Annotated in this window: 17 protein-coding genes; 10 read left to right on the top strand and 7 right to left on the bottom strand. The window is 72.4% G+C overall.

The window, feature by feature from the left end:
- Positions 1-166: 166 nt before the first annotated feature.
- Entirely contained in the window at positions 167-1,567 is a 1,401-nt protein-coding gene (gene pdxR / locus C2865_RS09515; protein WP_106397990.1) for a MocR-like pyridoxine biosynthesis transcription factor PdxR, read from the bottom strand.
- Positions 1,568-1,635: 68 nt separating this feature from the next.
- On the opposite strand from pdxR, the gene C2865_RS09510 reads away from it, so the two are divergent.
- Together C2865_RS09510 and C2865_RS09505 are read left to right on the top strand one after the other, a co-directional pair.
- Positions 1,636-2,286 carry a pyridoxamine 5'-phosphate oxidase family protein gene (locus C2865_RS09510; protein WP_106397989.1) on the top strand — a complete coding sequence of 217 codons (651 nt, stop codon included), beginning with the start codon at positions 1,636-1,638 and terminating at the stop codon, positions 2,284-2,286.
- Between the two features lie 5 nt (positions 2,287-2,291).
- Complete coding sequence (locus C2865_RS09505) at positions 2,292-5,633, top strand: translocation/assembly module TamB domain-containing protein (protein WP_106397988.1); 3,342 nt, start codon at positions 2,292-2,294, stop codon at positions 5,631-5,633.
- A gap of 6 nt (positions 5,634-5,639) precedes the next feature.
- On the opposite strand, the gene C2865_RS09500 is transcribed toward C2865_RS09505, so the two are convergent.
- Entirely contained in the window at positions 5,640-7,898 is a 2,259-nt protein-coding gene (locus C2865_RS09500) for a HelD family protein (RefSeq protein WP_106397987.1), read from the bottom strand.
- 501 nt (positions 7,899-8,399) lie between these two features.
- On the opposite strand from C2865_RS09500, the gene C2865_RS09495 reads away from it, so the two are divergent.
- Genes C2865_RS09495 through C2865_RS09485 form a run of 3 tightly spaced genes read left to right on the top strand, consistent with a single transcriptional unit; the run spans position 8,400 to position 9,501 of the window.
- Positions 8,400-8,831: a hypothetical protein gene (locus tag C2865_RS09495; protein ID WP_106397986.1), complete on the top strand. Its 432-nt coding sequence runs from the start codon at positions 8,400-8,402 to the stop codon at positions 8,829-8,831.
- Complete coding sequence (locus C2865_RS09490) at positions 8,828-9,154, top strand: winged helix-turn-helix domain-containing protein (RefSeq protein WP_106397985.1); 327 nt, start codon at positions 8,828-8,830, stop codon at positions 9,152-9,154. Before C2865_RS09495 ends, C2865_RS09490 begins: the two co-directional genes overlap by 4 nt.
- Positions 9,151-9,501, top strand: coding sequence for a hypothetical protein (locus C2865_RS09485; RefSeq protein WP_106397984.1), 351 nt, complete (start codon positions 9,151-9,153; stop codon positions 9,499-9,501). Before C2865_RS09490 ends, C2865_RS09485 begins: the two co-directional genes overlap by 4 nt.
- A 72-nt stretch (positions 9,502-9,573) precedes the next feature.
- Here C2865_RS09485 and C2865_RS09480 read toward each other — a convergent pair whose 3' ends face one another.
- Positions 9,574-10,356, bottom strand: a complete 783-nt coding sequence (locus tag C2865_RS09480; RefSeq protein WP_106397983.1) for a hypothetical protein — start codon at positions 10,354-10,356, stop codon at positions 9,574-9,576.
- A gap of 647 nt (positions 10,357-11,003) precedes the next feature.
- On the opposite strand from C2865_RS09480, the gene C2865_RS09475 reads away from it, so the two are divergent.
- Positions 11,004-11,489 (top strand): hypothetical protein, encoded by a 486-nt coding sequence (locus C2865_RS09475; RefSeq protein ID WP_198653120.1) that lies wholly within the window; start codon positions 11,004-11,006, stop codon positions 11,487-11,489.
- 105 nt (positions 11,490-11,594) lie between these two features.
- Here C2865_RS09475 and C2865_RS09470 read toward each other — a convergent pair whose 3' ends face one another.
- From C2865_RS09470 to C2865_RS09455, 4 genes are all read right to left on the bottom strand, one after another.
- Positions 11,595-12,815 carry a glycosyltransferase gene (locus C2865_RS09470; RefSeq protein ID WP_106397981.1) on the bottom strand — a complete coding sequence of 407 codons (1,221 nt, stop codon included), beginning with the start codon at positions 12,813-12,815 and terminating at the stop codon, positions 11,595-11,597.
- A 178-nt stretch (positions 12,816-12,993) separates the two neighbouring features.
- On the bottom strand, positions 12,994-14,139 hold the full coding sequence (locus C2865_RS09465; RefSeq protein WP_106397980.1) for a hypothetical protein: 1,146 nt from the start codon (positions 14,137-14,139) through the stop codon (positions 12,994-12,996).
- A gap of 83 nt (positions 14,140-14,222) precedes the next feature.
- On the bottom strand, positions 14,223-14,873 hold the full coding sequence (locus C2865_RS09460; protein ID WP_106397979.1) for a hypothetical protein: 651 nt from the start codon (positions 14,871-14,873) through the stop codon (positions 14,223-14,225).
- Positions 14,874-15,110: 237 nt separating this feature from the next.
- Positions 15,111-15,788 (bottom strand): hypothetical protein, encoded by a 678-nt coding sequence (locus C2865_RS09455; RefSeq protein ID WP_106397978.1) that lies wholly within the window; start codon positions 15,786-15,788, stop codon positions 15,111-15,113.
- Between the two features lie 206 nt (positions 15,789-15,994).
- Between C2865_RS09455 and C2865_RS09450 the strand changes: the two genes are divergently transcribed.
- The 4 genes from C2865_RS09450 to C2865_RS09435 all read left to right on the top strand — a co-directional run bounded on the left by C2865_RS09450 (position 15,995) and on the right by C2865_RS09435 (position 20,189).
- Positions 15,995-16,765: an SDR family NAD(P)-dependent oxidoreductase gene (locus tag C2865_RS09450; protein WP_106397977.1), complete on the top strand. Its 771-nt coding sequence runs from the start codon at positions 15,995-15,997 to the stop codon at positions 16,763-16,765.
- A gap of 28 nt (positions 16,766-16,793) precedes the next feature.
- The gene (locus C2865_RS09445) at positions 16,794-17,666 is read left to right on the top strand and encodes an enoyl-CoA hydratase/isomerase family protein (RefSeq protein ID WP_106397976.1); all 873 of its coding nucleotides are present in this window, start codon (positions 16,794-16,796) and stop codon (positions 17,664-17,666) included.
- A gap of 63 nt (positions 17,667-17,729) precedes the next feature.
- Complete coding sequence (locus C2865_RS09440; protein ID WP_106397975.1) at positions 17,730-19,508, top strand: N-acyl-D-amino-acid deacylase family protein; 1,779 nt, start codon at positions 17,730-17,732, stop codon at positions 19,506-19,508.
- Positions 19,509-20,189, top strand: a complete 681-nt coding sequence (locus C2865_RS09435) for a TetR/AcrR family transcriptional regulator (RefSeq protein WP_106397974.1) — start codon at positions 19,509-19,511, stop codon at positions 20,187-20,189.
- The last annotated feature ends 2 nt before the right edge of the window (positions 20,190-20,191 follow it).

Raw genomic sequence — 20,191 nt, 5'->3', positions numbered from 1 at the left:
GTGACCGACACCACCCCTGTCAAGGCCGCCGGCGGTCCGAACCTTGCGCGAGCCGCGGCCGCCCGCCGTCCCAGGAGCCCCGGCAGGGCGGCGGCGCGGCGGGAGGCCGCCCCGCCAGAGAGGTCGCCCGCGCCGCAGGAGAGCGCCGGGGTCAGCGCCATGACGGTCATGGTTCCCGGAGCAGGCCGGCGAGGATCTCGCAGCCGCGCCGCAGCCCCGCGGGGGCGACCGAGCCGTAGCCCACCATCAGCCCGTGCACGGAAGGCTCGCCCCGGGTGTAGCGGGTGAGGTCCTCCAGCAGCACGCCGCGCGAGGCGGCCTTCGCCTTGATCTCGGCCGTGCGGGCGGCGCCGAGCGGCAGGAGGACGTGCAGGCCCGCGGTGTCGCCGACCGCCCACTCCCCCAGGTGCTCCATGACCAGCGCACGGCGGCGCGCGTACTCCAGGCGCATCCGGCGCAGGTGCCGGTCCAGGTCGCCGTTCTCCAGCAGGACCGCCGTCGTGTACTGGACGGTCCCGCCGGTGCGGTCGACCAGCCTGCGGCGCAGGGCCGCCAGCCGGGTCGCCAGTTCGGGCGTCGCGACGATCCAGCCGATGCCCAGGTCGGGCGTCAGCGTCTTGGACAGCGTCCCCAGCAGGATGACGCGTTCGGGGTCCAGGCCGTGCAGCGCCGGGAGCGGCGCCACGTCGTAGCGGAACTCCGCGTCGTAGTCGTCCTCCACGATCTGCGTCCCGGTGGCGCGCGCCCAGGCCAGCAGCCGCTCCCGCCGCGCGATCGGCAGCCGGCCGCCCAGCGGGTACTGGTGCGCCGGAGTGGTGTAGAGCAGCCGCAGCCCGTCGGGCAGCCGGTCGACGACGACGCCCTCGTGGTCGACCGGGCAGGGCACCACCTCGGCTCCCCTGGCCTGCAGGATGTTGCGGGCGCGCTCGTAGCCGGGGTCCTCCACGCCCGCGCGCCCGCCCGCGGCCAGCAGCGCGGCGACGAGGTCGAGCCCGTGGCCGGTGCCGCGGGTGATCACGAGGTTCTCCGGGCGCACCACCATGCCGCGGGCCCGGCGCAGGTGGCCGGCGAGGACCTCGCGCAGCCACGGCAGGCCCCGCGGGTCGGGGTCGTCGTCCGGCGGGTGCTCGGCGGCCGCCCGGCGCCAGGCGCGTTTCCAGGCCGCGCGGTCCACGTCGTGCACCCAGGGTGCGCCGGGGCGCAGGTCCAGCAGGCCGGCCGCCCGCGCCTCGGTCCGCGAGACGAAGCCTCCGCCGACCGGGGGATCCTCACGCGGCGGGCGTCGCGGGACGGCGTGTCCGGATTTCTCGACATGGACGACGAACGTGCCGGAGCCGTGCCTGCCCTCCAGCCAGCCCTCGGCGTAGAGCTGCTGGTAGGCCTCGGTGACGACGGTGCGGCTGAGCCCGAGTTCGGCGGCGAGCGCGCGGCTGGAGGGCATCCGCTCACCGGGGGTGAGCACCCCGGCGCGCATCAGCTCGCGCAGCGCGCGGGAGAGCTGGACGTTCAGCGCCTCGGACGCGTCGCGGTCGAGGTGCAGGGGCAGGTCGGCGCGGGGGCGTGGCAAAAGTGGTCTTCCGTTTCTCGGGTGAAGTGGCCATGGTGGCAGTGCCACTTCCGTTCCACTCTAGGAGCATGCTCTCCACCACTGAACGCACCCGTGTCCGGCGGGGCAAGAACCGCGCCAGGACCGACCGGGACGACCTGTACGACGTGCTCGACGCCGGGATGATCTGCCATCTCGGCGTCGTCGTGGACGGCGCGCCGCGGGTCGTGCCCACCGCCTACGCGCGCGTCGGCGACACCCTCTACCTGCACGGATCCACCGGGGCGCGCTCGCTGCGCGCGGAGGGCGAGGTCTGCGTGACCGTCACCCTCCTGGACGGCATCGTCCTGGCCCGCTCGGCCATGCACCACTCGGTGAACTACCGCTCCGCGATGGTCTACGGCACGCCCCGTCCCGTCACCGACCCGGACGAGCACATGGCCGCGCTCGAGGCCGTCACCGAGCAGCTCGCCCCCGGCCAGTGGGACGTCGTGCGGCGCCCGAACCGCAAGGAGATCGCCGCCACGGCCGTGCTGGCCCTCGGCCTGGACGAGGCCTCGGTGAAGATCCGCGACGCTCCCCCGGTCGACGACGAGGAGGACTACGCGCTGCCCGTCTGGGCGGGGGTGCTGCCCGTCCGCACCGTCTTCGGCACGCCCGAGCCCGACCCCCGGCTCGACCCGCCGCGTCCCGTGCCCGCCCACATCCATGGACGTTCTACGCGATCTTCTGCAAGATAGGGCGTATGGGACCGGATGATCTCACCGAGACCGAACTCCGGCTCTACGCCGCGGTGGCCGACGGGCGCCCGGTCGACCTCACCGGGGCCGCGGACCGCGAGGTGCGCGCCTCGGCCCTCACCCTCCTGCTGCACGATCCGCCCCCGCCCGACGGCGTGCCGGGACTGCGGCTGCGCGGGGCGCGCGTCACCGGCAGGCTGCGGCTGCGCGGCACCGTCATCGACCACCCCCTCGTCTTCACCGAGTGCGAGTTCGACGAACCGCCGCAGCTCATGGAGTCGATCACCCGGACCCTGCGGTTCACGCGCTGCCGGATGCCCGGCCTCGGCCTGGCCCGGCTGCGCCTGGACGGGGCGCTCTCCCTCAAGGATTCCGTGATCACCGGCCGGGTGGACCTGGACCACGCCCAGATCGACGGCGAGCTCCACCTGTCCGGCGCCACGCTGAGCGCCGGTCCGGCGGGCGACGCCCTGCACGCCGAGGGCCTGCAGGTCACCGGCGTCGCCTGCTTCGACCGGGGGTTCACCTCGACGGGCGGCGTACGTCTGCCCCACGCCCGGTTCGGCAGCATGCTGCGCTTCTCCGACGCGGTGATCAGCACCACCGGGCAGTGGGGCGCGCTGACCCTCGACAACTCCCACATCGCGGGGAGCCTCACGCTGCGCTCGGCCTCCGTCTCCAACCCGGGCGGCGTCGCGATCGCGGCGGGCGGCCTGCGGTCCGACGGGGCGCTCTGGCTCAACCACGGGTTCAGCGCCGTGGGCGAGGTGCGGTTCATCGGCGCCACGCTGCACGCGCCCCTCACCATGTCCGACGCGTCGCTCAAGGACGCCTCCCTCAACCTCGAGGCCGCTTCCGTGAGCAGCCTGCACGCCCCCGGGATCGTCGTCGAGGGCGGGCAGATCCGGCTCGTCAATGCCCGCCTCACCGGCGATCTGGAGCTCTCCGGCGCCCGGGTGACGGCGGCGCAGGACGGCATCGCGCTGGCCGCCGACGGCATGACCGCCACGACGGCCCGCCTCGACGGCCTCACCGCGCAGGGCCGCGTCTCCCTGCGCAACGGCGGCGTCGGCGAGATCGACCTCACCCGCGCCAGGCTGGAGGCCGGTCCCGACGGCCACGCCCTGCGCGCCGACCGCCTGCGCTCCGGCGGCCTGACCGCCGATTTCCTGCATGCCGAAGGCCGCGTCCTGCTGCGCGGAGCCGCCTTCACCGGCGACGTCCAGATGGGCGACTGCCGCCTCGTCCCCTCCCCCGACGGCCAGTCCCTGATCGCCGACAACATGGAGGCCGTCAACGTTCTCCTCCCCCGCCTCCACGCCGGGGGCCTCGTCTCCCTGGTCAGCACCCGCGTCACCGGCGACCTCGATCTCGCCGGGGCCCGCCTCGACGCCCGGGACCGGGCGCTCGACGCCCTCAGCCTCACCGCGGGCGGCGTCCAGGCCCGGCGGCTGCACGCCGAAGGCCACGTCGCCTTCGACAACGCCCGGATCACCCAGGAACTCGACATCGCCGACGCGCGGCTCGGCACGTCCCTCAGCGCCGCCGGGCTCACCGCGGGCGGCGTCCTGGCCCGCGGGCTGGAGGCGGGAGGCCCGGTCGTCTTCGACGACGCGCAGCTCACCCGGGAGCTGGAGCTGAAGGACACGAAGCTGGGCGCGGACGGGGACGGGCTTTCCCTGTCCGCCGACGGGCTGGCGGCCGGAGAACTCGCCGCCGACGGGCTGGCCGCCGCGGGGCGGGTGTCGCTGCTGGGCGTCCAGATCGCCGGGGACGTGCTGCTGGCCGGAGCGCGGGTCGGCGCCGACGACCAGGGCCGGGCCGTGTCGGCGGCCGGCCTGCACGCGGTGCACTTCATCGCCGACGGAGCCGAGTTCGAGGGCCGCGTCTCGTTGCGCGGCGCCCAGGTGGCCGGGGACTTCCGGCTGATCGGGGCGCGGGTCTCCTGCGATCTCGGCGGGATGGCGCTGCTGTGCAACGGGCTGGGCGCCGGGCAGGTGCTGCTCAACCGGCTGCACGCGCGGGGCCGCATCGCCATGCGCAACGCCCAGATCACCGCCGACCTGTCCGCCGAGGAGGCCGTCCTCGTCTGCGACGCCGAAGGCCGCGCGTTCAGCGGCGAGGGGCTGACCGCGGTCAACGCCCGCATGGCGCGGCTGCGGGCCCAAGGGAAGGTGTCGCTGCGCGGCTCCCACTTCTCCGGCGTCATCGAACTCGCCGACGCCCACCTCACCGCGGCCGGAACGGACCCGGCGCTGCTGGCCAGCTGGGTGACCGCGGGCGGGCTGCTGCTGAACGGCCTCACCGCCACGGGGCGGATCGTTCTGCGCGGCAGCCAGGTCAACGGCCAGACCTACCTGGACGGGGCCCGGCTGACCGGAGACGGGGAGAACGCGATCGTCGCCGACGGCCTGCACACCCGCACCCTGCGGCTGCACGGCGCCCGCTTCGAAGGGGAGGTCAACCTGCGCGTCGCCCAGATCACCGACCAGCTCTTCGCCCGGGAGGCGGAGTTCGTCAACCCCGGCGGGGTGGCACTGCGGCTGTCGCGCGCCGAGGTCGTCGGTGACGTCTTCCTGGAGCGGACGGCCTTCACCGGAACGCTGCGCGTCGCCGAGGCCCGCATCGGCCGGACCCTCCAGCTCCGCGAAACCGTCCACGAGCAGCCGGACGGGCGCGTGCTGGAGGCCAAGGGCCTGCAGGCGGGCCGCCTGGTGCTGAAGCCCGCCCGGCTGGCGGGGACCGTCCAGCTCAGCCACGCCCGCCTCGGCATCCTGGAGGACGACCCGTCGCGCTGGCCCGAGGCGATGGAGCTGGACGGCCTGGTCTACGAGGCGCTGGAGCCCCGGACCGACCCGCAGGCGCGGCTGGACTGGCTGAGCCGCGACCCGCGCGGCTTCCAGCCCCAGCCGTACGAGCAGCTCGCCGCCCACTACACCGCCCTGGGCCAGCAGCACCACGCCCAGACCGTCCTGCTGGCCCGTGAACGCCGCCAGGGCCGCGGAGCCTCCGGCGCCGGCCGGATCTGGAGCCGCCTCCAGGACGTCACCGTCGGCTACGGCTACCAGCCGGCCCGCGCCGCCGCCTGGCTCGCCCTCCTCGTGGCGATCGGCTCGGTGGTGTTCTCGGTCTCCGAGCCGCGCCCCATCAAGAAGGACGAGCACCCCGACTTCAACCCCGTCATGTACACCGTCGACCTCCTCCTGCCGATCGTGGACCTCGGCCAGGAGCGGGCCTTCAACCCCGTCGACCTCCACCAGTGGTTCTCCTACCTGCTGGTGGCCGCGGGCTGGATCCTGGCGACGACCATCGCCGCGGGCGCCGCCAGGACCATCGGCCGCCGCTGACGCCGCTCAGCCTTCGAGCCGCGCCAGCTCCGGCGGGAGGCTCCCGGAGTGCACGACGGTCAGGCGCCTTGTCGCACGGGTGATGGCGACGTACAGGTCGTGGCCTCCGTTCGGGGACTCGCCGAGCATGCCTTCGGGATCGACGAGCACGACGGAGTCGAACTCCAGGCCCTTGGACTCGGTCGCCGTCAGGATCACGACGGGCTGGTCGAGGGCTTCGGGAGTCACCTCCGACGGGGTTTCGGGGAGGGCTGCGATCGCCTCCTTCCGGCGGGTGCGGGAGGTGATGACGGCGAGGCGGCCTTCACCGATCGTTTCCAGCTCGGCTTCGACCAGGGCGGGGAGGGCGTCCAGGGCGTCCATCCGGACGGCTCGGGGCGGGTCCCCCTCCTCGCGTACCGAGCGGGGTGCCTTGGCGCCGGGGTCGACGCTCGCCAGGACGTCCTCGGCCACCGCCATGATCGCGCCGGGTGTCCGGTAGTTGACCAGCAGGCGCAGCTCCCGCCAGCGGTCCTCCACGAACGGCTCCAGCATCTCCCCCCAGTCGCGGGCGCCTGCCGCGCTGCCCGTCTGGGCCAGGTCGCCGACGACCGTCATGGACTTGGCGGGCACCCGGCGCATCACCACGCGCCACGCCATGGAGGAGAGCTCCTGCGCCTCGTCCACGATGACGTGTCCGTACGCCCACTCACGGTCGGCGAGCCTTTCGGCGGCCGTGACGGGCCCGCGATCCTCCCGCTGGCGTTCGGCGAGCATCGCGGCGTCCACCTCCGTGATCCCGGAGATCTGCAGAACACCCCGCGCGTAGCGCTCCTCCTCGCGGCGGCGCTGCTCTTCACGACGTTCTGCGGCCTTGTCCGCGCTGTCGTCCACGCCCAGCAGCTCGGCCGCCTCGTCGAGCAGAGGAACGTCCGCGACCGTCCAGGGGGCGCCTGGTTCCCTTCGCAGCTCCGGGCAGCCGATGTGGTCTAGGGCCTCGGGGTCGGCGTACAGGTCGGTGAGGAAACGTTCCGGGGTGAGCTCGGGCCAGAGGGATTCGATGAGCCTCCGCACCTCCGGGTCCTCCCAGAGGGTCTCCTTGGCCAGCTCCAGGTCGTGGTCCTCGCGCAGGCGGGAGGGCTCTTCGAGCAGTTCCTGCAGCTCCTTGCTCAGCCCGCCTTCCGCCAGAAGCTGCTGCAACGGCTCGTCGGTCTCGCGTTCCATCCGTTCCAGCTGGTCCTCGGCGAGCGCCGCGAGAACGTCGTGGACGAACACGCGCCGCTGGATGTTGTGCGGCGCACGAACGTTACGGGCGTGCTCGCGCGCCCGCAGTGCGGCCTCCCGGGTGAGCGTGGCGGGCATCCCGTCGGCTTCGACCGTCACGTCCTCTTCCGGGACTCGCTGCCTCGCCTTCAGGGCTTCTTCCAACCGTTCGGCCATCCGCCCGTCGCCCTTGACGGCCTCGACCTCCGGGGTGTCCGCGGCCGTGGCATGGATGCCCGGATACAGCGACCCCAGCGTGCACAACGCCACGTCGGTCTCGCCCAGCCCCGGCAGGACCCGCTCGATGTACCGCAGGAACGTCGGATTAGGCCCCACGATGAGCACCCCGCGCCGGCTCAGCGTCTCCCGGTACGTGTAGAGCAGGAAGGCCGCCCGGTGCAGCGCCGCGACGGTCTTCCCCGTCCCCGGCCCTCCCTGCACCACCAGGATCCCCTGGAACCCGGCCCGCACGACCTCGTCCTGCTCCGCCTGGATCGTCGCGACGACATCGCTCATCCGCCCCGTACGGCCCCGCCGGAGGCTGGAGAGCAGCGCGGCCTCACCGACCAGGTTCGCCTTGTCCCCCGGCTTCATCGCCTCCAGATCGAACACCTCGTCGTCCAGGTCGACGACCTTCCGCCCCCGCGTGTGCAGGTGCCGCCGCCGCACGAGATCCCCCGGGTCGGCGACCGTGGCGGTGTAGAACGGCCGCGCCGCGGGAGCCCGCCAGTCGATCAGCGCGGGCTCCCCCTCCTCGTCCCGGAGCCCGATCCGCCCGATGTAGAGCGTGTCGTCCCTGCCGTCGATCCGCCCGAAACACAATCCGTGCTCCACCGCCGCGTACTGCGCCAGCCGCTTCTCCCGCTCATGGACGGCCGTCTCCCGGTCCACCCGCTGCTGGAACCCTCCGCCGCCACCGGCCTCGATCCGCGCCGACCCCTCGGCCCTCGCCCGCGCCGCGTCCAGCAACCCGTACAGCCACGTGACTTTCCTCTGCTCTTCCTCTAGGGCATGGATGGGCATGTGTGATATACTCCTGGTGAGAGGAAGACTCTGCCTTCTCGCAGAGTGTCGAACGACCACGGGTATATCGGTTGTTCCCCGTCCGGCGTTTCATCTTTCCCCTCTCTTCTTCACCACTCTTTCTCCGGCACTCGGCGAAGCCGTGCCGTGCGGCCCATGGCCACGGGCTCTCGCCGTGGGCGCGCGAGGAGCACCGGCCGCGAACCCGCAGAGGCCGAGATCGCACGACGCCTGCCTCGCCATGGTCGGACGACCCTTTGCCAGGCCCGGTGAGAGGCCATCGACAGGCAGAGCCACCGTGGCCTTCCCGTACGTGTCGGCCGGCAGAGCGGCGGCGCAGGCCGGTTTCAAAACGGCACGCGGATGCGTGCGCCCTCACACCACCCTTCGCGCCCTGCCAACGCTCGACGCGGCCTCCGCGCCGACCCTGCCGCAGCGGCTTGCCAGCACCCTTCAACTGCTTTAGCATCACTAAAGTAGTTACATGGAAGGGAAGAGGATATGCACGACGAAAACGAGGGTCGGGCGGCTCGGACGGCACTGGCGGAGGCGGAACGGGTACGCGGCCGGGCCGTACGGTCGGGCCGCTGGTTCAGCGGATACCTCGCGGCGCTCGGCGTGGGCGCGATCGCGTGGATCACGCTGCTGGAGGCGGTGTGGCCCGACGGCGCCGCCCGCACCTACACGGCCGCCGGAGGGGCGCTGGCGTTCCTCCTGGCCTCCCTGTGGGCCGAGCGGCGCAGGGTCTTCCCCGCGGGCGCCTCCCGGCGGTTCATGATCTCCGCGATCGTCTGGTTCACCCTGTACCTGCTGGTCATCGGCCCGATGGTCCGCTGGAAGATGGAGACCTCCCTGCCCGGCTGGATCGCCGCGGCCACCGTCATGGCCCTGCCGTTCTTCGCCGCCGCCGCCCGGACGGCCCGCCGGTCATGACCACCCACCCCCGCCACCGGCTGGACACCGTCATCCACACCCCGGCCCGCTTCTCCATCATGGCGCTCCTGGCCTCGGTGGAACGCGCGGAGTTCCGGTTCGTCCGCGACACCGTCCAGATCAGCGACTCGGCCCTGTCCCAGCACCTCACCACCCTGGAGAAGGCCGGCTACATCACCATCCGCAAGGCCCAGACCGGCAGGCGCACCACCACCTGGCTGTCCTCGACCCCCGACGGCAGAGACGCCTTCACCCGGCACCTCGCGACCCTCAACCAGATCGCCTCCCAGCCGGGCACCCCCGCCGACCCTCCTACGCCTTGAAGCGCGCACCGGCCGGGCGGCGCTGGCGCAAGGTCGGCACCTGGGCCACCCTCCCCGACGGCGGCCACCGGATATGCGCCGCCTGCCGAACCCCGGTGCGCTCGTACCGCTACCGCTTCCACCCGGCCGCATCAGACCTGTACGAACGATGCATCGGACTCTCCTGGTGCTCCCCCTGCCGCGTCTACACCGGCGCGATGGTCCACGTGCCCCGCGACAAGACACTCGACGACGCCCTGGCCGACCTCGGCCAGGACCAGCGTGAGCGCCTCGAACGCAGCGAGGTCCGACTCATCGCCTACCTCGACGGCCGTATCGACCACCCTGACCGAATTCACGAACAGTGACCTCCGCCAGTTCCTCGGCATCGGCACGGGAATCCCCTGGTTCGGCGGCGGGCCGGCCTTGTCCGGGCCGCGTCAGTCCAAATCCTTCACGAACACCACGAGCAGCAGCGCGAGTGATGTGGCCGTGCCGATCACGCAGACCAGGGAGCCGAACACCATGTCGCGCAGCGTGCGCCGCTGCACTTCCCGTTCGCTCCCCGCGCCGATCAGGTAGGGGTTCTTCGCAGCGATCTCCCGCTCCAGGCCCTCCAGCTTGTTCACCGGAGGAAAAGGACGTTCCACGACCGTTCGCCGGCCGTCGAACGTCACCCGTCCGCACACGTAGAGCAGGTCTCCCGGAGAAAGCGTCCACTCCTGATAGCGGCGCCGTTTCTCGACGCCGCCGTCGTTCTTCACCGAAAAGCTCAGCCCCCGCTCCTCCTCGGCCGTCAGCCTCCGGTCGAAGGACCTCCCGGATCCCCTCACCTGCTCCCATTCCGAGTCATGCGGTACGACCACGCCCACCCCGGTCGCGTCCTCCAGCAGGAACGTGCCTTTCGACGTCTCCTGCAGGATCTGCTTCTTGCCCATGAGCCCTGTCCGCTCCGTGACGACCACCCGGTACCAGACACACGGGTTCCCCGAGAAAGGCGCCCGCAGTTCTCCGTCCGCCCCCGCCCGCACCTTCCCCTCCACAGCGCAGACCACCGATCCCGGTCCGCGGCTCCCCGCCTCCCCGAGCCCCTGCCTCCTCCGCTGCCGCATCACCCGGTGTTCTTCCCAACGCGCCCACGCCACGACGAAGCCCACCAGCGCCGCGAACGCGCCGGCAAAGAAAAGCATGGTCCCAGCCATGACCAACAAACCCGACGGCATCTCGGCCTCCCGCGACTCGGCGTCCCACCATCGTCACGGCCCTCCCTCCCGCCCACCAGGGACACCCGTCCCCCCTACCGGGGATTCCTCCAGCCGGATCGGCCCGGCCACCGTCCACGGACCGGCCACGCAGCCGCATCCCTGATGCGTCCGATGCCCGGACGAGATGCGATGTCCGCCCTGCCGACGGGCGCCAAGAGCCCCTCATTCGACGCGCCCATGCGATCACGCAACAATTCAAGCGAATCATCGGATCCACAGGACGACAATTCTTCCTCTCACCGGGAATGGCCGCCCGACCGCGCCGCGGCGGGCTCAAAACCGGTTCCGGGCACCACGGCGGCAGGCCATCGACGTGATCACCCGTCTATAGGATCGTGGTGTTCCCGCCCGCCGGTGACGGATCCGAAGACGTGCGGTGAGCGCGGTGAGGAGGCGTCCGTGAAGGGCGATCGACGGTAAGGCCTGCGAAAAGAGGACCGATGAACACGACGGGTCTGGTCAAGGCGATGGTGGGTTCTCTTGTCTTCGGAGTGGTTTTCGGGGCCGCGACCGCGGGGGCCAACGCCCTCTCGAACCGATTCGCGGATCTGGAAAGTACGAGTTATACGACCAGCGGCTGGTCGTACGCGGAAATCCTCGCTGTGGTGATGGACTCGGGATGGGCGTGGGCAGGGTTGGCGGTCGCCGCCGGCTGGCTGGTGACCCGCGCCGAGAACGGCGCTCCCCTGGCACCGGCCCGGGGCGCCGCGGCCGGGGTCCTCTCCCTGCTGGCGGCCGTGGCGGCCTACGCGTTCGGGGAGACGATCGCCGGCGGCGGCGCCCTGACCTCCTTCGTCGGGAACGAGCAGCTCGTGTGGTGGGTCGCCGGTCTCCTTTTCGGGGCGCCGCTGGGCGCCGTGGGCGCCTGCGCCCACCGGGCGGGGGTGATCGGTCTCCTCGCGCGGCTGACCGTGCCGGTCGGCGCCGCCGTGCAGATGGCCCTGATCCCGCCGGGCAGGAACGAGGTGATCACGGCCATCGGCCAGTGGGTCGTGGGGGTCGCGGCCGCCGCGGGCATCGTCTTCGTCGTCGTCCGCTTCCTCCTCTCGCTGCGGCGCCCGTCCGAGCCGGCCGGTGCCCAGGCGGCGTAGCGCGTTCTGTCCCCGGTGAAGACGCACCCGCCACGGGCCGGGTGCGTGCTCTCCGGATCCGCCGCCCGCCGGTCCTCCTCGGGGTTGGCGAGGAGGACCGGCGGGTCAGCCGATCATGTCGAGGAGCAGGCGGGCGGCCTTGGCGGCGCCGTCGGTGCGGATCTCGCCGGCCAGGCCGGACGCGCGTGAGCGGGTCTTGGGGGCGAGGGCCGTTTCGAGGGCGGTGGACAGGGTCTCGGCGGTCGGGGTGGGGTTGTCGAGGGCCGCGCCGATGCCCAGCTCGGTGACGCGGCGGCCCCAGTACGGCTGGTCGACCAGCTGGGGGACCAGCACCTGGGGGGTTCCGGCGAGGGCGGCCTTCGTGGTCGTGCCCGCGCCGCCGTGGTGGACGACGGCGGCCACGCGGCCGAACAGCGCCTGGTGGTTGGCCTCGCCGACGAGGAAGCAGTCGTCTCCGTCGTCGATCAGGCCCAGGTCGGCCCAGCCCCGCGAGACGACGGCGCGGCGGCCGTGGTCGCGGACCGCTTCGATGGCGGCTCGGGCCGTGTCGTTCGAGGTGTTCATGGACATGCTGCCGAAACCCACGTACACCGGCGGCGTTCCGGCGTCCAGGAAGGCCATCAGCTCGGGCGGGAGCGGGCGGTCGTCGGGGGCGATCCACGCGCCGGTCTGCACGACGCCGAGGTCGGCCGGCTCCTGCCAGGCGGCCAGGGTCGGATCTGCGGCCAGCAGCGGCCGGTCCGTGAAGACGTGGTCGCGGACGCTCTCCATCGGGGGCAGCCCCACCGACACCCGGTGGGCGTTCAGCGGCCCGCCGAACACGATGTTCATGTTCTCGCGGTCCAGCTCCCACAACACCCGGTTGTCGGTGACGTCCCGGGGAAGCGGCCGTCCCGGATACGAGAACGGCGGGTGGTGCGGTGACGGCAGGATCCACGGGTAGTAGGCCGCGAGCACGTAAGGGACACCCTTCTGGTCGGCGACCGCCCGCGCGGCGGCCGCGGCGGGCATCAGGCCGGTCGCCACCACCAGATCGCACCCCTCGTCGGCAGCCGCGGCGACCGCCTCGTACTGCGTGGCGACCAGCTCCGCCACGACCTCCTGGAACCCGCCTGCCGGACGCGACCTCGCCCGATTCACGAACTCACGCATCGGCGCCCCCGCCGGCACCAGCGTCACTCCGGCCTCGGCCGACCGCCTGACGAACTCCTCGTCCGGCGGCGCGCACACCCGCGCCTCCGCTCCGAGCTCCCGCAACCGCACCGCGAGCGCCACCAACGGCTCGACGTCCCCCCGCGACCCGCAAACAGACAGCAGAACACGCATTCCGCGCCCCCCTTTTTCCCAGATTCGGCGTTCGGCCTGCGATTCTGCTTCAGCCCCCGGGTCTTGTGGCAAGCCCCCCTGTGCGCTATAGCTTGAAAGTGGAAGGACGTCCCTCTTCTTTCGGATGCCCTTTCCACCATCCTCGGCATGGAGCAGGCTCTACCCGCCGTCCGGCCGGTCAGAAGGCGGTGGTGAGGAAGTCGTCCGCGATGCGCAGCAGCACTTCGGGCGCCGGAGCGGGGAAGGCGAGAAGAGCCGCGGTCAGGCAGACCGGCCAAGGAGCGGTGGGAAGCTCCTGGAAGAGGAAGTCGCGGACGGGGCCCGGCGCGGGCGCTCGGGACAGGATCTCGAGCTTGGACCGCGGGGCTTCGATGGACGGGATGAGGGCGCGGGCACGGGAGGCGAAGGGTCCGGCAGGCGCGGTCCTCGCCAGTTCCGTCCAGGCGAGCGCCTGCTGGTAGGGGTCGTCGATGACGGGAGCGGTGAGCTCGGCCTCCCGGAGGGCCTCGCGGGCCGTCCGCTGCTCGCCGGCGATCCGCGCGGAGTGGGCCACCTCCAGTGAACCCAGGAAACGCATGTAGGGATCGGGCGTCTCCGCGAGGAGGGTGCGGGCGTCCTCCAGCAGGAGCGCGGCCATGTCCCGGTCACCCGCTGCGGCGGCGGCCTCCGCCAGTTCCGTCAGCAGCAGGGCCCGGTCCTCGGGATAGCCGACGTTGCGCGCCTCCGAACGGTCGATGCAGGTGAAGGCGTATGCCGGGTCGCCGAGGGCCACCGCCGCCCTCGCCAGTCCGGCCAGGACCCAGGCCGCCCGTTCCGGGTCGATGATCGACGGGAGCAGGGCCTCGGCGTACTCGGCGAGGGCGCGGGACCGGCGGGAGTCGCGAGGGGCCAGGAGCGCGGCCAGTTCGGCGGCCGGCGAAGCGGCACGGTCCTCGGCGGGCAGGTGCCAGATGAGGCCCTCCGCCTCGTCGGCGAGCAGGGCGACGCCGTCCGGCGCGGTGGCCCTCATCAGCTTCAGGAACTCCGCCGTCCGCCGGTCCTCGTCGGGGTTGGCGAGGACGAGCTCCCGGGCCTTGGCGCGGTCGCCGCCCTCGACCGCGGCACGTGCCAGTTCCGCCAGGGCCATATCCCGGCCGTGGAAGAAGTCGGACAGGGCGATGGCCTTTCCCCGGTCGAGAAGCGCGCGGCCCCGGTCGGAGTCCGCGGGCAGCACCGCAACGGCCAGCCGGGCCAGCGCGCACACCCGCGTGTAGAGCTCGGCGTCACCGTCCCTGGCAACGGCCTCGCGGAGCAGCCCCGGCAGTTCCCGTTCGGTGATCTCCACGTGTTCCGCTCCCGTCCCCTGACCGTCAGACCGAACGCATCATGGCCGCCCTCGCGCGGTACCGGGGAGCGGCCCCGGCCGGATCAGACCGGGCAGGAGGTCGCGGTGATCTTGATGGCGGGGGTGAACTCGTACTCGGTGGCGAACGTGATGGTCTCGCCCTGGGTCAGCAGGCCCTGGCAGCTGGGCGTGCCGTCCTGCTTGTTGCCCACCAGGACCTCCGCCTTCGTGGTCTTCAGGGTGGAGGTGGCGTTGGTGTAGGTCATTCCCTTGGCCTTGATGATGAAGAGGCAGCGGTTGGAGCCGGGGGTGTAGAAGGTGAAGAACGAGGGATGGGTCTGGTCGAACGTGGTCGTCCCCGTCGCGGCGGCGAACTTGGTGGCGTTGAAGTAGTGGAACGCCGAGGAACCGCCCAGCTGCCCGTTCCACGCGCTGCCGTCACCACCCGTGCAGGCGTTCGCACTGGCCCACGTGAACTGGCCCAGGCCGGGGCCGGCGTCACTGGTGACGGATCTGCTGGGCATGGTGCCCAGGGCGTCGACGCTCTGGCAGGTGAAGAGCGTTCGGCCGGCGCTGTTCTTCACCGTCAGCGGACCCGACTCCGCGGTGAAGGAACCGTCGGCATTGGGATTGGCCACCGTCCAGGTCGTGGCCGCGGCCAGTGCCGGAGCGGCCTGGCCTCCCAGGGCGAGAACCGAGGCCGCGGCCAGCACCGACGTCGTCTTCTTGAGCATTTCCATCACTCTCCCGCCCGCCTTCGCGGGCTGTCGTCGATCAGGCCTTTCCTGCCGAAAAACTAGATCACGAAGAGATGAAAAGAAAGAGCAGAATTCCACGCGGCCGCAGAATATCTGCGATATACCCAAAAAGTATCCAGCCCTTCCTGGCGACATACCCGAACCGCCGTCCGGCCGCTCGGGAAGGGAATTCGCCGCTGTTCTCCGGGTGGCGGCCCCGTCACGTTCGGCGCCTCACCGGGCCGCCGGGCGGGAGAGGGCGAAGCCGATCCCGGCGATCAGGACCCAGACCGGGCCGGTGTATCCCGCCGTGTACTGGAGGGGTGAGATCCCGGCGACGAGGGTGAGGCCGCCGATCAGGGCGCTCGTCCAGCCGAGCCACAGCGGTACCGCGCGGTACCTGAGGGACGCGGCGGCGACGGCCACGCCCGTGATGCCCGCACCGACCCACAACCACGGGATCGTGCCGACCCAGTGGGCGCCGATCAGGGCGAACTCCGGGGCGAGGTCGCCCCTGGGGGAGATCAGCCCGAAGTACAGCTCGGTGTTCAGGCCGCTGCCGAGCAGGGTCGCCACCGCCGTCAGGACCAGGCCCATGGCCGCCACGGCGGGCAGCAGGCTGTCACCGGGAACGGCGGGGCGCAGGCGCCGCCACAGTCCCGCCGCGAACACCGGCAGCAGCACCGTCGCGGCCATCAGGGCCGTGTGCAGGGCCAGCAGCGAGTCTGCCTGCGCGAGGAGCGCCTGGTCGACGGCGCTCACGTCACCGGCGGACTCCTCGTCGTAGGCCGCGGTGATGCCGCCGCTCACCTGCACCGCGACCACTCCGGCGAGTCCGGCGGCCGCCCCCGCCCAGGCCCACAGCGGACCCGCCGTCCGCGTCCCGCTCTGCGCCGTCCCGGCAGCGTTCATGGTTTCCCCTCTCCTCGCGGCTTTCCTGAGCCACCGCCACGGTGCCGCCCCCGGTGTCCCGGCCGCCAGTGACGGTCCGCCCCCCGGCACGGGACGACGTCCCGGGCCCCCGGATATTGACAGTCAGTGCCCATTTACTAGAGGGTCCTGATCAGCACAGGGCCGGGGGCCTTCCGCGTTCCCCGGCCGAAGGAGCAGGAGGGCACATGGACGCCGAGCGGTTGCGGTCGCTGTTCGATCTGACGGGCAGGGTCGCCGTCGTCACCGGAGGGACCCGCGGCATCGGGCGGGCGATCGCCGAGGGGTTCGTCGCCGCCGGGGCGAGCGTCGTCGTGGCCAGCCGCAAGCCCGAGGCCTGCGCCGAGACCGAGGCGCACCTGAAGGCAATGGGCGGGTCCGCGCTCGGCGTCCCCACCCACCTGGGCGACCTCGACTCCCTCGACGCCCTCGTGACACGCACCACCGACACCTTCGGCGGGATCGACGTCCTGGTCAACAACGCCGCCAACGCCCTCGCGCTGCCGCTGGGCTCCCTGACTCCGGAGGCGTTCGCCAAGTCCCAGGACGTCAACGTCCGCGGCCCGGTCTTCCTGGTGCAGCGGGCGCTGGAGCATCTCACCGCGAGCCCGCACGCCTCGGTCATCAACGTCGTCTCCGCGGGCGCGTTCATGTTCTCCCCCTACGTCTCCATGTACGCCGCGGGCAAGGCCGCCATGGTGGCCTACACCCGTTCCATGGCCGCGGAGTTCGCCCCCCGCGGGATCCGCGTCAACGCCCTGGCCCCCGGCTCCGTCGACACCGACATGGTCCGCAACAACCCGCCCGAGTTCCAGGAGCACATGGCCCAGGCCAGCCTCCAGAAGCGCATCGCGGATCCGGACGAGATGGTCGGCCCGGCGCTGTTCCTCGCCTCGGAGGCCGCCAGTTTCGTCACCGGCCAGGTCCTCCACGCCGACGGCGGCCTCGTCACCCGCTGACCTCCCGCCCCAGAACGAAGGAAGACCCATGCTGACCAACGGCGACGCCTATCTGCGCGACACCCCCGCCTCGGGGAAGACGGTGCGTGTGGAGGAGCCCGCGCCCGGCGTCCGGCTGCTCACCCTGGACCGGCCGGAACGGCTCAACGCGATGTCCGGCGAGCTCATCAAGGACCTGCACGCCGCGCTCGACGCCGTCGCCCTGGACGACTCCTGCCGCGTCGTCGTCCTCACCGGCGCGGGACGCGCCTTCTGCGCGGGCCTGGACCTGCACGACCCGCCGCGACGCGACACCTCCGAACCGGCCTCGCCGGAAGAGATCGCCTGGCGCAAGAGCCCCCAGGCGGGCATGCACGTCCAGCAGGCCATCGCCTCGCTCGTCCCCAAGCTCCGCAACCTGCGCCAGCCCGTCATCTCCGCCGTCAACGGACCCGCCTCCGGCGGCGGCCTCGCCCTCGCCCTGGCCAGCGACATCCGCGTCGCCTCCACCACGGCGAAGTTCAACGCCGCGTTCGTCCGCATCGGCCTGTCCGGCTGCGACATCGGCGTCAGCTGGCTGCTCCCCCGGCTCATCGGCGCCGGGCTCTCCCACGAGCTCCTGCTCACCGGCCGGTTCGTCGAAGCCGACGAGGCCCTGCGCATCGGCCTGGTCAACCGCGTCGTCCAAGAGGGCGAGGCCGTCGCATCCGCCCTGGAGACCGCCGCCCTCATCTGCGCCAACAGCCCCATGGGCGTGTGGATGACCAAGGAGGTCGCCTGGAGCCAGCTGGAGATCCCCAGCCTCCAGGCCGGCATCGACCTGGAGAACCGCACCCAGATCCTCACCTCCTACACCCGCGACATGACCGAGCAGATCACGTCCTTCCTGGAGCGCCGCCCCGCGAACTACACCGACTCCTGACGAGAGCGCCGCGGGGTGAAACCGGGCCTTGACACATAGAGACCGATCGGTTTCTATCTTGGCATGGGCTATGACGTCATCATTCGCGGCGCGCGCTGGTTCGACGGGACGGGCGGGCCCTCGGCCGTCCGGGACCTGGGGTTGAAGGACGGCCGGGTGGCCGCCGTCTCGGCGGCCGGGCTCGACGGGGACGGGGCCGAGATCGTCGACGCCGTCGGCAAGTGGGTGATGCCGGGCTTCCTGGACATCCACACCCACTACGACGCGGAGGTCCTGACCGAGCCGGGACTCGGGGAGTCGGTGCGGCACGGGGTGACGACGGTGGTCTTCGGATCCTGCTCGCTGAGCACCGTGCACGTGGACCCGCTGGACGCCGCCGACCTGTTCAGCCGCGTGGAGGCCGTGCCGCGCGAGCACGTCCTGGCCACGCTGGAGGAGAAGAAGACCTGGACCAGCGCCCGCGAGTACATCGAGGCGCTGGAAGGCCTGGCCCTCGGCCCGAACGTCGCGGCGTTCCTCGGCCACTCCGACCTGCGGGCGGCGGTGATGGGGCTGGGCCGGGCCACGGACGAGGGGGCCAGGCCGTCCGACGGCGAGATCCGCAGGATGGAGCTGCTCCTGGTGGACGCCCTCCGCGCCGGGATGCTCGGCATGTCGGAGATGCACAACCCCTGGGACAAGCTCGACGGCGACCGGTACCGCTCCCGCACCCTGCCCTCGACGTACGCCGGCCGCGCCGAACGCCGCCGCCTGTACCGGATCCTGCGCAGCTCGGGCCGCGTCCTGCAGTCGGTGCCGAACCTCTCCCTGCCCGTCGCGCTGATCCCCGCGCTGTGGTCGGCGATCGGCTGGGGGAAGGACAAGCCGCTGCGCACCAGCTACCTCACCGCCGCCGACGTCAAGGCCAACCCGCTGATCATGCACGTCATGGGCCCCGTCGCCCGGCTGGTGAACCGGCTCGGCGCGGACTTCCGCTGGCAGCACCTGCCCGTCCCGTTCCAGGTGCACGCCGACGGCATCGACCTAGTGGTCTTCGAGGAGTTCGGCGCGGGCGCCGCCGCCCTGCACCTGAAGGACCAGGTCGAGCGCAACGTGCTGCTCCAGGACGAGTCCTACCGCCGCCGGTTCCGCCGCGAGTACGAGAACAGGTTCACGCCCCGCGTCTGGCACCGCGACTTCCACGACGCCCACATCGTCGGCTGCCCCGACGGATCCGTCGTCGGCAGGACCTTCGGCCAGGTCGGGGACGAGCGCGGCATCCACCCCGTCGACGCCTTCCTCGACCTCGTCGTCGAGCACGGCACGAAGATCCGCTGGCACACCACGATCTCCAACCACCGGCCCAGGGCGCTGAACAGGCTCAGCTCCCTGCCCGAGGTGCAGATGGGCTTCTCCGACGCCGGAGCCCACCTGCGCAACATGGCGTTCTACAACTTCCCGCTGCGCCTCCTGCGCCGCGCCCACCACGAGGGGTTCATGACGATCGAGCGCGCCGTGCACCGCCTCACCGGCGAGCTGGCCTCCTGGTACGGGCTCGACGCCGGGCACCTGCGCGAGGGCGACCGCGCCGACCTCGTCATCGTCGACCCCGACCGCCTCGGCCCGGAACTCGACGAGACGCACGAGGCGCCCGTGGAGTCGTTCGGCGGCATGATGCGCATGGTCAACCGCAACGACGCCACCGTGGTCGCCGCCTACGTCGCGGGCAACCGCGTCTTCGGCGGCGGTGAGTACGCGCCCGACCTGGGGCGCCGCCGCACCGGCCGCTTCCTGCGGGTCGGCGAGGCGCCCGGCACCGTGGACCCGCGCACCCTGGGGGGCCGGGACGCTACCCTGGCCTGAGTGAGCACGGAACAGCCGCCCCCGAAACGCCGGACCCAGCGCGAACGCAGGGAGGCGACCGTCGCCCGCCTCGTCGACGCGACGATCGCCTCCATCGCCCGGACCGGCTACGCCGGCACCTCCGTGGGCGAGGTCTGCGCGCGTTCCGGCATCTCCAAGGGCGGGCTGTTCCGCCATTTCGACTCCCGGCTCGCGCTCGTCGTCGCCGCCGCCGAGGAGGTCGCCCGCCGCCACCTGGCCCTGGCCCGCCGCCGCCTGGCCGCCGCTCCCCCGGGCGACCTGCGCGCCGCCCTGGCCCTCATGCGCGAACGCCACCGCGACGACGAGAACGCCGTCTGGTTCGAGCTCATGGTCGCCGCCCGCGCCGACGCCGACCTCCGCGCCCGGCTCGCCCCCGTGGCCTGCGACTTCTTCGCGGAGATCACCGGGCTCGCCCGCGAGGTCCCCGCCCTGGCCCCCCTGCCCGACGAGGCCCTCCACCTGCTCGTCTCCTCCGTCCGCAACCTCTTCGACGGCGAGGCCATCTCCCGCACCGTCGCCCCCGACCCCGCGGTCGAGGACGCCCGCCTCGACCTCCTGGCCGACTACGCCGACTTCCTCATCGCCCGCCACACCGCGGCTCCCCGGCGTGCGGAGCGGGAGCCGGACTCCGAAGCGGCGGGGACGGGCCGCCCGCGGTGAGG

Source organism: Actinocorallia populi, from assembly GCF_002995495.1.
Lineage (GTDB): Bacteria > Actinomycetota > Actinomycetes > Streptosporangiales > Streptosporangiaceae > Actinocorallia > Actinocorallia populi.
The sequence above is the reverse complement of the archived record's forward strand: the minus strand, read 5'-3'. Positions and strand labels throughout refer to the sequence as shown.